The 13,323-nt window shown below is 71.6% G+C and carries 14 protein-coding genes and 1 tRNA gene; 9 read left to right on the top strand and 6 right to left on the bottom strand.

Annotated elements, in window-relative coordinates; all coding sequences use genetic code 11:
- Positions 1 to 1,416 carry a cysteine--tRNA ligase gene (gene cysS, locus AB0C02_RS09770; RefSeq protein WP_357543061.1) on the top strand — a complete coding sequence of 472 codons (1,416 nt, stop codon included), beginning with the start codon at positions 1 to 3 and terminating at the stop codon, positions 1,414 to 1,416.
- Positions 1,416 to 2,531, top strand: coding sequence for a 23S rRNA (guanosine(2251)-2'-O)-methyltransferase RlmB (gene rlmB, locus AB0C02_RS09765; protein ID WP_357543059.1), 1,116 nt, complete (start codon positions 1,416 to 1,418; stop codon positions 2,529 to 2,531). Before cysS ends, rlmB begins: the two co-directional genes overlap by 1 nt.
- A gap of 62 nt (positions 2,532 to 2,593) precedes the next feature.
- Here rlmB and ugpC read toward each other — a convergent pair whose 3' ends face one another.
- On the bottom strand, positions 2,594 to 3,685 hold the full coding sequence (ugpC, locus tag AB0C02_RS09760) for a sn-glycerol-3-phosphate ABC transporter ATP-binding protein UgpC (protein ID WP_357543057.1): 1,092 nt from the start codon (positions 3,683 to 3,685) through the stop codon (positions 2,594 to 2,596).
- A gap of 364 nt (positions 3,686 to 4,049) precedes the next feature.
- Between ugpC and AB0C02_RS09755 the strand changes: the two genes are divergently transcribed.
- Positions 4,050 to 4,126 (top strand) — tRNA-Thr (locus tag AB0C02_RS09755).
- Between the two features lie 171 nt (positions 4,127 to 4,297).
- Here the strand turns inward: AB0C02_RS09755 and AB0C02_RS09750 are convergent.
- Positions 4,298 to 4,516, bottom strand: coding sequence for a hypothetical protein (locus tag AB0C02_RS09750; RefSeq protein ID WP_357543055.1), 219 nt, complete (start codon positions 4,514 to 4,516; stop codon positions 4,298 to 4,300).
- Between the two features lie 107 nt (positions 4,517 to 4,623).
- Here AB0C02_RS09750 and AB0C02_RS09745 point away from each other — a divergent pair, with 107 nt between their 5' ends.
- From AB0C02_RS09745 to AB0C02_RS09730, 4 genes are all read left to right on the top strand, one after another.
- Positions 4,624 to 5,073 (top strand): MarR family transcriptional regulator, encoded by a 450-nt coding sequence (locus tag AB0C02_RS09745; protein ID WP_357543353.1) that lies wholly within the window; start codon positions 4,624 to 4,626, stop codon positions 5,071 to 5,073.
- The gene (locus tag AB0C02_RS09740) at positions 5,070 to 5,471 is read left to right on the top strand and encodes an AraC family transcriptional regulator (protein ID WP_357543053.1); all 402 of its coding nucleotides are present in this window, start codon (positions 5,070 to 5,072) and stop codon (positions 5,469 to 5,471) included. The genes AB0C02_RS09745 and AB0C02_RS09740 overlap by 4 nt, the downstream gene beginning before the upstream one ends.
- Positions 5,472 to 5,520: 49 nt before the next feature.
- On the top strand, positions 5,521 to 5,940 hold the full coding sequence (locus tag AB0C02_RS09735; protein WP_357543051.1) for a VOC family protein: 420 nt from the start codon (positions 5,521 to 5,523) through the stop codon (positions 5,938 to 5,940).
- 94 nt (positions 5,941 to 6,034) lie between these two features.
- On the top strand, positions 6,035 to 6,661 hold the full coding sequence (locus AB0C02_RS09730; RefSeq protein WP_357543049.1) for a histidine phosphatase family protein: 627 nt from the start codon (positions 6,035 to 6,037) through the stop codon (positions 6,659 to 6,661).
- Positions 6,662 to 6,670: 9 nt separating this feature from the next.
- Here the strand turns inward: AB0C02_RS09730 and AB0C02_RS09725 are convergent, their stop codons facing one another.
- Positions 6,671 to 7,192 (bottom strand): hypothetical protein, encoded by a 522-nt coding sequence (locus AB0C02_RS09725; protein WP_357543047.1) that lies wholly within the window; start codon positions 7,190 to 7,192, stop codon positions 6,671 to 6,673.
- A gap of 169 nt (positions 7,193 to 7,361) precedes the next feature.
- Here AB0C02_RS09725 and AB0C02_RS09720 point away from each other — a divergent pair, with 169 nt between their 5' ends.
- Both AB0C02_RS09720 and AB0C02_RS09715 read left to right on the top strand, forming a co-directional pair.
- Complete coding sequence (locus tag AB0C02_RS09720) at positions 7,362 to 9,761, top strand: M4 family metallopeptidase (protein ID WP_357543045.1); 2,400 nt, start codon at positions 7,362 to 7,364, stop codon at positions 9,759 to 9,761.
- A gap of 95 nt (positions 9,762 to 9,856) precedes the next feature.
- Entirely contained in the window at positions 9,857 to 10,624 is a 768-nt protein-coding gene (locus AB0C02_RS09715; protein WP_357543043.1) for an enoyl-CoA hydratase/isomerase family protein, read from the top strand.
- A gap of 76 nt (positions 10,625 to 10,700) precedes the next feature.
- Here the strand turns inward: AB0C02_RS09715 and AB0C02_RS09710 are convergent, their stop codons facing one another.
- From AB0C02_RS09710 to AB0C02_RS09700, 3 genes are all read right to left on the bottom strand, one after another.
- The gene (locus AB0C02_RS09710) at positions 10,701 to 11,144 is read right to left on the bottom strand and encodes an HNH endonuclease (protein WP_357543042.1); all 444 of its coding nucleotides are present in this window, start codon (positions 11,142 to 11,144) and stop codon (positions 10,701 to 10,703) included.
- A gap of 265 nt (positions 11,145 to 11,409) precedes the next feature.
- Entirely contained in the window at positions 11,410 to 12,951 is a 1,542-nt protein-coding gene (locus AB0C02_RS09705) for an FAD-dependent oxidoreductase (protein WP_357543351.1), read from the bottom strand.
- Positions 12,912 to 13,265: an MSMEG_6728 family protein gene (locus AB0C02_RS09700; protein WP_357543040.1), complete on the bottom strand. Its 354-nt coding sequence runs from the start codon at positions 13,263 to 13,265 to the stop codon at positions 12,912 to 12,914. Before AB0C02_RS09700 ends, AB0C02_RS09705 begins: the two co-directional genes overlap by 40 nt.
- Positions 13,266 to 13,323 lie beyond the last annotated feature (58 nt).

The raw sequence follows: 13,323 nt of genomic DNA, 5'->3' as shown, positions 1-13,323 counted from the left end.
GTGACGCTACGCCTGTATGACACCGCCACTCGAACGGTCCGGGACTTCGTCCCCCGGGAAGCCGGCAAGGTGGGCGTCTACCTGTGTGGTCTCACCCTCCAGGCCCCGCCGCACATCGGTCACCTTCGCTCCGGCGTCAACTACGACGTGCTGCGCCGCTGGTTGATCGCGTCCGGTTTCGAGGTCACCTTCATCCGTAACGTGACCGACATCGACGACAAGATCCTGGTCAAGGCGATGGAGCGGGGCCACCCGTTCTGGTCGATCGCGTACGCCAACGAGCAGATCCTGGCCGAGTCCTATCGGGCGCTGAACGTGCTGCCGCCGACGTACGAGCCGCGGGCCACCGGGCACATCCCGGAGATGCACGAGTTGATCGCCCGACTGATCGAGACCGGGCACGCCTACCCGGCCACCGACGGCTCCGGCGACGTCTACTTCGACGTGGCATCCTGGCCCGCGTACGGGTCGCTCTCCGGCCAGTCCCCGGAGGACATGCAGTCCGCCGGGGACGCCCCGGAGCGGGGCAAGCGTGACCCGCGGGACTTCGCGCTCTGGAAGGGCGTCAAGCCGGACGAGCCGGCCGACGCGTACTGGCCGTCGCCGTGGGGCCGGGGTCGGCCCGGCTGGCACATCGAGTGCTCGGCGATGTGCTGGCGCTACCTCGGGCCCGAGTTCGACATTCACGGCGGTGGTCTCGACCTGACCTTCCCGCACCACGAGAACGAGATCGCCCAGTCGCAGGCGGCCGACCTGCCGTTCGCCCGCTACTGGGTGCACCACGGCCTGCTCGGCATCGGCGGCACCAAGATGGGCAAGTCGCTGGGCAACACCCTCGACCTCGACTACGTGGCCGCCCTCGGGGTGCGCCCGGTCGAGTTGCGTTACTACTACGCCGCCGCGCACTACCGGTCCCGCATCGACTACTCGGAGGACGCGCTGCGCGAGGCCGCGGTCGCGTACCGGCGGATCGAGGGCTTCGTGCAGCGGGCCGCCGAGCGGGTCGGCCCCGGGCAGCTCGGCGAGTTGCCGGCCGGCTTCGTGGCGGCCATGAACGACGACCTGAACACCTCGGCCGCTCTGGCCGTGCTGCACGACCTCCTGCGCGACGGCAACACCGCGCTGACCGCCGACGACGATGTGACCGTCCGCACGGCGCTGGCCGCCGTGCGGGCGATGCTGGATATCCTCGGCGTCGACCCCCTGGACCCGGCCTGGACCGGTGGCGGCCACGCGAGCGACCTACGCGGCGTGGTGGACTCCCTGATCGCGCTCGCCCTGGAGCAGCGTGCCCAGGCCCGCAGCCGCAAGGACTGGGCCGCCGCCGACGCCGTACGCGACCAGCTCAAGCAGGCCGGCGTGGTGGTCGAGGACACCCCCCAGGGCCCCCGTTGGACTATTGGAGAGCAGGACTGATGGCCGGCAACTCGCAGCGCCGTGGCCGGCGACTGACGCCGAAGGCGGGTGCCCCGAAGGGCTCCGGTGGCAAGAACAAGGACTCCCTCGCGGGCCGGGGCCGCACCCTGCCCGCCGACGAACGACCCTGGCACAAGGGGTACTCGGGCACCGAGAAGCTGCCCCAGCGCACCGCCTGGAAGCAGGACAAGGAGCGGCGCGCGGCGGCCGAGGAGGGGCGCGCCCCCAAGATCGGCCAGCCGGGCACCAAGGACACCACCTGGGGCAAGGGCACCCGGGCTGGCGTGCCGCTGAAGGGCGGCAAGGGCAAGCCCGCCGGCCGAGGTGGCCCCCGGGTCGCCCCGGGCCGCAAGTCCACCCCGTCCAAGGACAGCCCGGAGCTGCTGGTCGGGCGCAACCCGGTGCTGGAGTCGCTGCGGGCCCAGGTGCCGGCGACCGCCCTCTACACCGCGCAGGGCATCGAGATCGACGACCGGGTCAACGAGATCGTCCGGACCGCCGCCGACCGGGGCATCGCGATCCTGGAGGTCAGCCGGGCCGAGCTGGACCGGATGACCGGCGGCGTGCTGCACCAGGGCGTCGGCCTCCAGGTGCCGCCGTTCGCGTACGAGCCGTTCGAGGACCTGGTGGCGGCCTCGCTGGAGCAGGCCGCCCCGCTGCTGGTCGCGCTGGACGGGGTCACCGACCCGCGCAACCTCGGCGCGGTGATCCGGTCCGCCGCCGCGTTCGGCGCGCAGGGGGTCTTCGTACCCGAGCGGCGGGCCGCCGGGATCACCGCGACCGCCTGGCGGACCAGTGCCGGCGCGGCCGCGCGGGTGCCGGTCGCCCAGGTCACCAACCTGACCCGGTCGCTGAAGGCGTGCAAGGACGCCGGTTTCATGGTGGTCGGCCTGGACGCCGACGGCGAGACCGACCTGTACGACCTGGAGGCCGCGGTCGGCCCGCTGGTCGTGGTGGTCGGCTCGGAGGGTCGCGGGCTGTCCCGGCTGGTCGGCGAGACCTGCGACCTGACCGTGAGCATCCCGATGGTCTCCGACGTCGAGTCGCTCAACGCCAGCGTCGCCGCCGCGGTCACCCTCGCCGAGGTCGCCCGCCGGCGCGCCGTCGAGGCATAACCCGGGGTTCACAGACACGGAAAGGGCGGTCCGCCGAGACGGACCGCCCTTTTTCGCGTACGTCAGATCCGGTTGCCGGTGGCGGCGTGGAAGACGTGGCTGCGGCCCGCTCGCGGCTTGACGAACACGGTGTCACCCATGTTCGGCATGGAGCGCCGGTCGGTCCGTACGACGAAGCGCTCGTTGTGCCCGTCGAGCGCGGCGTGGCCGTAGATGTTGGCGTCGGAGCCCAGGTCCTCGACCAGCTCGACCACGACCGGCATGCCGCCCTCGGTCGGGCTGACTAGGTCGCAGTCCTCCGGGCGGAAGCCCACGGTGACCTTGCCGTCGCCACCCTCGGCCCTGGCCGCCGCGACCTGCTCGCGGGTCAGCGGGACCTGCAGCTCGGCGAACGCCGCGCCCTGCTCGTTCAGCGACACCGTCTTGATGTTCATGGCGGGGGAGCCCATGAAGCCGGCGACGAAGACGTTGGCCGGGGTGTCGTAGAGCGCGCGCGGGGTGTCCACCTGCTGCAGGACGCCGTCGAGCATGACCGCGACCCGGTGGCCCATGGTCATGGCCTCGACCTGGTCGTGGGTGACGTAGACCGTGGTGACGCCCAGCTTGGCCTGCAGCGACGCGATCTGCGTACGGGTCTGCACCCGGAGCTTGGCGTCGAGGTTCGACAGCGGCTCGTCCATGAGGAAGACCTGCGGCTCGCGGACGATCGCGCGGCCCATGGCGACCCGCTGACGCTGGCCACCGGAGAGCGCCTTCGGCTTGCGGTTGAGGAAGTCCTCGAGCTGGAGCAGCGCCGCCGCCTCCTTGACCCGACGGTCAATCTCCGTCTTCGAGGTCTTGCGCAGCTTCAGCGCGAACGCCATGTTCTCGTACACCGTCATGTGCGGGTAGAGGGCGTAGTTCTGGAAGACCATCGCGATGTCGCGAGCCTTCGGCGGCAGGTGGGTGACGTCCCGCTCGTCGATGTAGATGGCGCCGTCGTCGACGTCCTCCAGACCGGCGAGCATCCGGAGGCTGGTGGACTTGCCGCAGCCCGACGGGCCGACCAGGACGAGGAACTCGCCGTCGCCGATCTCCAGCTCGAGCTTGTTGACCGCGGGGCGTTCGGTGCCCGGGTAGATGCGGGACGCCTTTGCGTAGGTGACCGTAGCCATGGTGGAGCGCTTCCTTTCACCGGCAGGAACGTGCCGGACGATCCGAGTGAAGGAGCGACCGGCACCCACGGTGCCGGTCAACGGGCGCCGCCGGGGGCAGCTGAGACTGCCCGAGGTGTCGTCCGTGTCACTGCACGGTAAACGGGTTTTCCGACCCTGCCAAGATGGGGATCATCGGGTGGGATGGATCGCATACCGCAAAACGGTCACACGAGCACGGTGAGGCAGCAATCCTCACGGCTCGCCCTCGCGGCGGCGGCGATACGTCGGCGCCGTGGCCAGAAAATTGACGTTTTCCATGCTCGGGAGCCCTGCCGAGCGGGATTACCGAGCGTCAGTCGCTATGCTGACCCCGGCACCACGCGCCCCTGTAGCTCAGCTGGCCAGAGCACTCGCCTTGTAAGCGAGATGTCGCCGGTTCGATCCCGGCCGGGGGCTCCAATTCCATCAGGCGTTTCGCGATGGTGGCCGCCGCGCGGCGGCCGGATGGCTCGACCCGTGGATCAGTGACGGCTGAGCAGGCCGACACGCCGAGGCGAACCCAGCTGAGCTGCAACCGATCCGTGGGCCAGGCGCGGATGCTGATCCAGCCGGTTCGATCCCGCCGTACGGTCAGTGGCCGCGGCGGGCCTCGCGTTCGGCGCGCTTGCGTTCGCGCTGCTCGCGGCTCCACTGCTTACGCCGCTCAAGGTCCTCTTTCCACAGGTCACGGGCCTGCCGGGAGCCGCCCTGGACGGCACCATCCACGGTCGGCGGGCCGGCGAGGTTGCGGAACACCCAGCCCAGGAGGCGTCCACCCTCACCAGGCACCTTCTTCTCGTCGGCAGCCATCGTCCACTCTCCGTCCCGCGACCGCTCGTTGGTGGTCAAATGGTTGGTGCCCCAACGATTGGTACGGTAGCACCGTGGCAGAAACCGGTGAAGGCGACCTGAGCCAGATCTACAACCCGCTGGCGCTCGAACAGCAGGTCTGCTTCGCCCTCTCCGTCGCGGCCCGAGGCGTCGTGGCCGTGTACCGTCCGCTGCTCGAACCGATGGGCCTGACCCACCCGCAGTACCTGGTGATGCTCGCCCTCTGGCAACACGCGCCGCTGTCCGTACGCGAGCTGAGCCGCCTGTTGCAGCTGGACCCGGGCACCCTGTCGCCACTGCTCAAGCGCTTGGAGGCGATCGGCTATCTCCAGCGCGAGCGGAACCCCGCCGACGAGCGCAGCCTCGCGGTGACCCTCACCGCCAAGGGGCGGGCCCTGCGCGTCGAGGCCGAGCGGATTCCGCCGGCCATCGTCGAACGGCTCGGCATGCCCCTGGCCGACCTGCGGAAGCTGCACGCCGCGCTGACCGAGGTCATCGAGGCCGCCCAGCAGGCGTCGAGGGAGGCGGCTCGGTGAGTCGGGCGGCCGAGGAGTCCAACCGGGCGATGCTGCGCGCCCGGGACGCCATGGACCGGGCGTACGCGCAACCGCTGGACGTGCCGGCGCTGGCCCGGATCGCGCTTGTATCCGAGGCGCACTTCATCCGCACGTTCCGCGCCACCTTCGGCGAGACCCCGCACCGCTACCTGCAGCGCCGTCGGGTCGAACGGGCGATGTACCTGTTGGTGCAGACCGACCAGTCGGTCACCGAGATCTGCTACGCGGTGGGCTTCGGCAGCCTCGGCACGTTCAGCCGTACGTTCCGGGACATCGTCGGCGAGCCGCCGTCGGAATACCGGCGGCGGAAGGCGGTCACGGCACACGTACCGAGCTGCTTCATCAAGGCGTGGATGCGGCCGAGCGCGGCCAACTGATCAGTTTTGGATAAGCAGCAGGTCACCGCCCTGCTCTAACGTTTCCGGCATGACGATGAACGCGATTTCCCGCTCCCAGATCTACGTCCTCGACCAGGACGAGGCCCTCGACTTCTACGTGGGCAAGCTCGGCATGGAGGTCAACACCGACGCCGATCTCGGCTTCATGCGCTGGCTCACGGTCAACCTGCCGGGCGACCCGGAGCGCGAGATCCTGCTGGAGAAGCCGGGGCCGCCGGCCCTCGACCCGGCCACCGCCGAGCAGGTCCGGGAGCTGCTCACCAAGGGCGCGCTGGGCGGTCACCTCTTCATGACCACCGACGACGCCCACAAGACGTACGAGGAACTGGTGGCGAAGGGCGTGGAGGCCTACGACGAGCCGACCGAGCGGCCGTACGGCATCGACTTCGGCGTCCGCGACCCGTTCGGCAACAAGATCCGTATCGGCCAGATGTTCCCGCAGTCCTGAGGGGCGGTGCCGGTGACCCTGCTGCGGGCGGTTCGCCGAGGCTTGCGGGGCAGCGGTCGTCGGGCGGCGCGGGCTAGGCTCGCGCCGCCCGACGATGGCGAGGTATGTGGTGGCGAGTCGACTTCTCTACCTGGTCCGGCGCGGTGAGCAGGACGGGGCGGAGGCCGGCGGGGACACCGGCCTCTCCGAGCGGGGACGGCGGCAGGCGACCCTGCTGGGGGGCCGGCTGCGGGGCACGTCGTTCGCAGCCGTCCTCCACAGCCCGGCGCGCCGGGCCGTGGAGACCGCGGAGCTGGTCACCGCCGCGCTGCCGGGCGTGGCCGTACATCGCATGGAAAGCGTCGGGGACCACCTGCCGCACGACACCGACCCGGCCGACCTGCCCCCGGCGTACGCGGACTTCCTGGCCGATTTCACCCAGCAGGAACGGGCCGACGGGCCGCGCCTGACGGCGGAGGCCGTGGCCCGGTTCGCGACCGCGCCCGCGGAGGGCGACGTCCGGGAGCTGGTGATCACCCACAACTTCCTGATCGGCTGGCTTGTCCGGCACGCGCTGGACGCCCCCGAGCGACGCTGGCTCGGGCTGAACCACCACAACTGCGGGCTGACCGTCATCCGCTACAGCTCGACCCGGCCGCCGAGCCTGATCGCCGTCAACGACGTCGCCCATCTGCCGTCCGAGCTGCGGGCCACCGGTCTTCCGCCGGACTACCTGATCTGACCGGCGCGGTCAGTCGGTGGCCCGGGTGAGCAGCTCCACCACCGCGGCGGTGGCGGCCGGTGGCGCCCCGTCCGCCGGGCAGTCCACGTAGCCGGAGGTGACCGGACCCACGGCGAGCTGGTAGGTGAAGGCGTCCGCGCACGTGGCCGACGTGGTGGCGGTGGGCTCGGTGAGCAGGCGCCGATCGGCGGTGAGCTGCCGGAGCCGGTCGAGGTCGGCGGGGTCGAGCTGGCCGGTACGGGTGGCACCTGCCCGGTCGACCTTGGCCCAGCGGCCGTCGGGCGTCACGGTCAGGGTGTCGTTCAACCCGGCGAAGCCGCCGGACGTGACCAGCACCACGTCCACGCCCGCCCTGCCGGGCGGCTCGGTGCCGGCATCGGCGGCGTCGGTCGGTGCGGTGCTCGGCGTGCTCGCCGACGCGTTGGTCGCCGTGCTGGTCGGAGTGGCACTGGTTTCGCCGGTCTGGGCGCACGCGGCGACGGGGACGAGGAACGCGGCGAGGAGGGCTGCCGCGTACGGGGTGGTTCTCATGCCGATCGGACGCACGGCGGGGCCATTCGGTTCCGCCCACCTGCGTTGACTCCTCCGAACGGCCAGTGGCCCCGGCAGGAATCGCCGGACCCCCTTCCCCTTTCTTCGATGTATCGCTATATCTACATGGGTGACTCTACCTGTCACACTTCCCCTGTCAGGAGGGCCCGTGAAGAGATCCCTCGCCGCCGTCAGTGCAGCGTTGCTCACCAGCGGCGTGCTGACCTGCGTCACCACCACGGCGCATGCGGCAACACCCACCGCCCCGGCCCCGCAGACCGCGGCGGCTCGAGCGGACAGTCTGCTCCGTGCCAACCCCGGTGCCGTCCAGGGTGCCGGCGGAGAGGCCTACCAGGCCGTGCGTACGAAGGTCGACGCCTCCGGTGCCACCCACACCCGGTACACCCGGACCTACCACGGCCTGCGCGTCTACGGCGGTGACTTCGTCATCCACACCGCCCCGAACGGCACCATGTCCGGCACCTCGGTCGGTCTGACCGCGCCGCTCACCCTGGGCACCACCGCCAAGGTCAGCTCGGCCGCCGCCGCAGCCAGCGCGCGCAAGGTGTTCTCGGGCACCCTCACCTCGGTGGGCTCCCCGGAGCTCTTCGTCGACGCCAGCTCGGGCCGGGGCCGCCTGGCCTGGGAAACCGTCGCCTTCGGCTGGAAGGCCGACAAGCAGACCCCGTCCAGGCTGCACGTGGTCACCGATGCCACCACCGGCGGGCTGATCGGCTCGTACGACGAGATCGAGACCGTCGCGGGCACCGGTAACAGCATCTACTCCGGCACGGTCAGCATCGACACGACGCTCTCCGGAAGCACCTACCAGATGGTCGACCCGTCGCACGGCAACGGCCGCACCTGCGACATGAACAACAAGACCAGCGGCACCTGCACGACGTTCACCAGCTCGACCAACACCTGGGGCAACGGCACCAACTCTGACCGGCAGTCGGCTGCGGTCGACGCGCACTTCGGCGCCGCGGTGACGTTCGACTACTTCAAGAACGTGCACGGCCGCAACGGCATCTTCGGCAACGGCACCGGCGTGCCGAGCCGGGTCCACTACGGCAGCAACTACGTCAACGCGTTCTGGGACGGCTCCCAGATGACCTACGGCGACGGCTCCGGCAATGCCCGTCCGCTGGTGTCGCTCGACGTGGCCGGCCACGAGATGAGCCACGGCGTCACCGAGGCGCTCGCCGGCCTGGTCTATTCCGGCGAGTCCGGCGGCCTCAACGAGTCCACCAGCGACATCTTCGGCACGATGGTGGAGTTCTACGCCGACGCGCCGAGCGACCCGGGTGACTACGACATCGGCGAGAAGATCAACATTAACGGCAACGGCAAGCCGCTGCGCTACATGTACAACCCGGCGCTGGACGGCTCGTCGCACTCCTGCTGGTCCAGCACGACCAAGAACGTCGACGTGCACTACTCGTCCGGCCCGGGGAACCACTTCTTCTTCAACCTCGCCGAGGGCACCGGGGCCACCGCGTACGGCACCTCGCCGGTCTGCGGATCGGCCCCGGCGGTGACCGGCATCGGCCGGGCCAAGGCCGAGAAGATCTGGTACCGGGCGCTCGACCTGTACTTCACCTCGAACACCACGTACGTCAACACCACCAACCCGGGGAACACCGCCCGGGCGTACACCCTCAAGGCGGCGACCGACCTGTACGGCAACTGCTCCACGGAGTACAAGACCGTCCAGGCGGCGTGGACCGCGGTCAACGTGGCCGGCAGCGACGCGGCCTGCGGGTCGACCGGCAACGACTTCTCCGTCTCGCTCTCGCCGACCTCCGGCTCGGTGACCACGGGCGGGGCCGTCTCCATCACCGTGTCCAGCGCGACCACCAGCGGGACCGCGCAGACCGTGACGCTCTCCGCGTCCGGCCTGCCGACCGGCGCCTCCGCGTCGTTCAGCCCGGCCTCGGTGACCTCGGGCGGCTCGTCCACCCTCACCATCACCACCTCGACCAGCACGCCGGCCGGCACCTACACCGTCACCGTCACCGGCGCCGCCACCTCGGGGAACCGCACGGCGGCGTACACGCTGACCGTGAACGGCGGCAGCGGTGGCTGCACCGGCGCCGGCCAGAAGCTGGGCAACCCCGGCTTCGAGTCCGGCCGCACCGTCTGGACGGCGTCGTCCGGTGTCATCGGCCAGTACGGCTCCAGCGGCCAGCCGACCCACGGTGGCACCTGGAACGCCTGGATGGACGGCTACGGCACCACGCACACCGACACGCTCTCCCAGTCGGTGAGCCTGCCGGCCGGCTGCACGTCGTACAACTTCAGCTTCTGGCTGCACATCGACAGCTCGGAGACGACCACCACCACCGCGTACGACAAGCTCACGGTGCAGGTGCTCAACTCCTCCGGAACGGTGCTGGCGACCCTGGCCAACTACTCGAACCTGAACAAGGCCGCCGGGTACAGCCAGAAGTCGTTCTCACTGGCCGCGTACGCCGGGCAGACCGTCACCCTGAAGTTCACCGCCACCGAGGACGTCCTGTACCAGACGTCCTTCGTGATTGACGACACCGCGGTCGACGTTTCCTGACCTGGCCGTACCGTCGGCGGGCCCGACGGCCACCCCATCCGGGTGGTCGTCGGGCCCGCGCCGTTATGGTCGGGCCGGACCCTGATGGAGGACACATGTCGGACGCGGAGCTGACCGTCACGGTGACCGGCCCGGTGGCGATCGTGGTGATCCGGAACCCGGCCCGCCGCAACGCGATGACCAGCGCCATGTGGCGGCAGCTCCCGGTGCTGCTCGACGGTCTGGAGACCGACCCGGCGGTGCGCGCGCTGGTGCTCACCGGCGCCGACGGCACGTTCTGCGCCGGTGCCGACCTCGGTGACCTGGACGAGCTGCTCGATGCGGGTGACGACAGCATCGCGGTCGCCGCCGAGGAGCGGTTGGCGGCCTTCACCAAGCCCACCGTGGCCGCGATCGAGGGGGCCTGCGTCGGCGGCGGGTGCCAGCTCGCCGTCGCCTGCGACCTGCGGCTCGCCACGGCGGACGCCCGGTTCGGCGTACCCCCGGCGCGGCTGGGGCTGGTCTATCCCGCGCCGACCACCCGGCGGCTGGCCCGGCTGGTCGGCCCGTCCGCCGCCAAGCACCTGCTGTTCACCAGCGAGTTGGTCGACGCCGAGCGGGCGCTGCGGATCGGGCTGGTGGACGAGGTGCTGCCGGCCGAGGCGCTGGCCGCTCGGGTCGACGCGGTCACCGCCGCCATCGCCGAACGGTCGCGGCTCACCGTCGCGGCGGCGAAGGAGATCATCGACGGGCGCGCCGACGACGCGCGGGTCGCCTGGTGGCACGGGCAGGTCCGGGCCAGCGGCGAGGCCCGCGAGGGGGTGGCGGCGGCCAACGAGCGCCGGCCGCCACGCTTCGGCTGGGAGCCGTCCGTACGCCCCTGACCGCTGCCCGGGGCCGGCGGACGCCGCGTCGGAGGCGTACCCCCGACGCGACCCCCTGTGCCCGCCGGCCGGCCCGTTACCGCGCGGCGAGCACCGCCCAGCTCGGTGTCGCCGGCTCGCGCCGCAGCGGCATGCCCGCCTCGGCCGGCGTCCGGTCGCCCTTGCGCTGGTTGCACTCGTAACAGGCGGCGGTGGTGTTCTTCCAGGTGTTCCGGCCGCCGCGCGAGCGGGGCAGGATGTGGTCGATGGTGCTGGCCGCGCGATCGCAGTACGCGCAGCGGTGGCCGTCGCGCCGCAGCACCGCGCCCCGGGACCAGGCCGGGCCGGCGTTGAACCGCCAGCGGGTGACGACGTAGCGGACGAGGCGGACCACCCGGGGGACCGGGAAGATCCCGATCACCCGGTCCGGCTCGGCCTCGTGGATCTCGGCGACCCGCCGGCAGAGCATCCGGATCGCGTGCTGGACGGTGACCCGGTGCAGCGGGCCGAGGTCGGCGTTGATGACGAGGACGGCGTCCACCGGGCTTCTCCTCTCACGATCATCGGTACGGCAGCAAAAAGCCGCCCTGGTCCACGGGACGGGCGGCTGTGACGGCTACGCGGTACGCGTCAGTCGGGCCATCCGGCGCGGGGACCTTCGGCTCGGCAACCGTCGCTGAGCAGCCACGACGGCACGGTGGTGGCGTGTCGCAGCGACATCGACGGCTCCCGGAGCGGTGGTTGACCTTGCGCGCTCACGGTAGATCGGTGGCAGAAAGGCGGGCAACGCATTTCGATCCCCTTCCTTACGTCAGCAGCCCGCGCGGGCGGACCGAGTGGACCGGCTCGGTTGCGACGCCCGCCGACCGCAGGATGTGGTTGGCGGCGAGGATCCCGGTCGCTGCCGACCGTTCCATCAGCGCGCAGGGGAAGCCCGTCCGAATCCCGTCACCGGCCAGGTAGAGCCCGTCGGCGTCGGTGCGTACCCGGGGGCGCTCGGCGTGGCTGCCCGGGCCGAACGCCGGTGCCCGCGCCTCGACACGGGCGCGCAGCTCACGGACCCGCAGGTCGGCCGCCTCCGGCCAGAGCGCGGTCAGCTCGATCCGCATCCGTTCGGCCAGCTCCTTCGCCGGCACGTCCGGCTCGCAGGCGTACGCGTGCAGCTCGATCACCGAGCCGCCGGTCCGTCGCGCCCAGCGGCGCGGCTCGTCCTCCAGCCGGTGATAGAGGGTGACCGAGTCCAGGGTGGGCTGCCGGGACACCCCGCTGAACACCGCCCGCTCCGGGCGTACGTCCCCGTCCGCCCAGTAGCGCGCCACCGCGTACGGCGGGCCGGGCCGGCCGAACGCGGGTATCCGCGCCACCAGCTCGGGTGCCGCCGCGACCAGGCCGGGGGAGGCGGCGACCAGCGCGGCCAGCGCGGGCGGGTCGACGGCGAGCACCACGTGCCGGGCGTCGTGGCCCGCGCCGTCGGCGCTGGTCACCCGCCAGCCGTCGGGGATCCGGTCCAGCCGGGCGGCGGCCGTGCCGGGGTGGATCCGGCCGCCGTGCCGGCACACGTGCCGGGTCAGCGGCTCCCAGATCGCCGTGGCGTAGTCCCGATCCGGGCAGTCGAAGGCCAGCCCCTCCGGGTTGCCGAGCAGATAGAAGTGGAACTGGGCGATCATCTCGGCGGCCGACATCTCCGCCTCGTGGTTGAAGAACGAGTGGGCGAAGACCTCGAAGAGCATCGCCCGGGCCCGGTCCGGCAGCCGCAGCGCGGTGAGCAGCTCGTCGGCCGTCCGCCCGTCGAACTCCGCGTAGGTGCCAACCGGGTCGTAGGAGAGCAGCGGCAGCGCGGCGTCCCGGTCCATCGCGCGCAGGTCGGCCAGCCGCAGGCTCGGGCTGCGCAGCAGCAGGGCGAGCAGGTTGGCCGGCGGCGCGGGTGGCAGCCGGCCGAACTCCTCCGTCGGCCACTCGACCGACAGGATCGGGTAGCCGGGGACCGGCCTGAGGAACCCCAGCGCCGGGTCGATCCGCCGCAGAATCGACCGCCAGTTGTAGTACTGCCGGAAGAACGCGTGGAAGCCGTGCTCGTTGCGCTGCGTGCCGTCCGGCAGCTCCTCCGGCCAGGCGCCGAGCCGGCCACCGAGGGTCGGCGCCGCCTCCAGCACGGTCACCTCCACCCCGCGCTCGGCCAGCACCACCGCCGCCGACATGCCGGCGATCCCGCCCCCGACCACCACCGCCCGCACCGGGCGCGGCACGCGGGAGGCACCACTGCCGCCCGGGTCCACCACATGCCGACGTACGCCGACGAGCCGACCGATCAGAGCCGACAACGCCGGTCCCGGTCGGAAGGGGGCCAGACGTACTCCAGGTCGGGCGGGACGTCGCCGAACCGCGGGCCGTAGTGCCCCGGGTCCTTGCGCAGCAGCGACGACCGGTGGCTGCGGTGCAGGTCCTCCCGGCCCAGCCAGGGCGGCAGCTCGCCGGCCTCGGCCAGCTCCGCCTGGGTACGCACGAGGTCGATGCCGCAGGCGGTCGCGAGATCGGTGGTCATCGTGGCCGCGCAGGTGTCCGCCCGGCCCGGCTCGCACCACACGGCGCACATGTCCAGCCGCTTCTGGTCCAGCGCCCGCGCGCTGGCCAGGAAGTCCGGGTACGGGAGGAAGGTCTGCATGCGGCTGCTCTACCCGCACTCGGCGACACCATGCGTTCATGATCGAAGGGCTGCGCGT

It is taken from the genome of Micromonospora sp. NPDC048999, from assembly GCF_040649295.1.
Taxonomy (GTDB): Bacteria; Actinomycetota; Actinomycetes; order Mycobacteriales; family Micromonosporaceae; genus Micromonospora.
Note: the sequence above shows the minus strand (reverse complement) of the source record. Positions and strands in the feature narration are given on the sequence as shown.

Coding starts and splice junctions, on each gene's coding strand:
- rlmB (WP_357543059.1), top strand. CDS start 1,416: ATGGCCGGCAACTCGCAGCGCCGTGGCCGGCGACTGACGCCGAAGGCG.
- ugpC (WP_357543057.1), bottom strand. CDS start 3,685: ATGGCTACGGTCACCTACGCAAAGGCGTCCCGCATCTACCCGGGCACC.
- AB0C02_RS09750 (WP_357543055.1), bottom strand. CDS start 4,516: ATGGCTGCCGACGAGAAGAAGGTGCCTGGTGAGGGTGGACGCCTCCTG.
- AB0C02_RS09735 (WP_357543051.1), top strand. CDS start 5,521: ATGACGATGAACGCGATTTCCCGCTCCCAGATCTACGTCCTCGACCAG.
- AB0C02_RS09730 (WP_357543049.1), top strand. CDS start 6,035: ATGGCGAGGTATGTGGTGGCGAGTCGACTTCTCTACCTGGTCCGGCGC.
- AB0C02_RS09725 (WP_357543047.1), bottom strand. CDS start 7,192: ATGAGAACCACCCCGTACGCGGCAGCCCTCCTCGCCGCGTTCCTCGTC.
- AB0C02_RS09715 (WP_357543043.1), top strand. CDS start 9,857: ATGTCGGACGCGGAGCTGACCGTCACGGTGACCGGCCCGGTGGCGATC.
- AB0C02_RS09700 (WP_357543040.1), bottom strand. CDS start 13,265: ATGCAGACCTTCCTCCCGTACCCGGACTTCCTGGCCAGCGCGCGGGCG.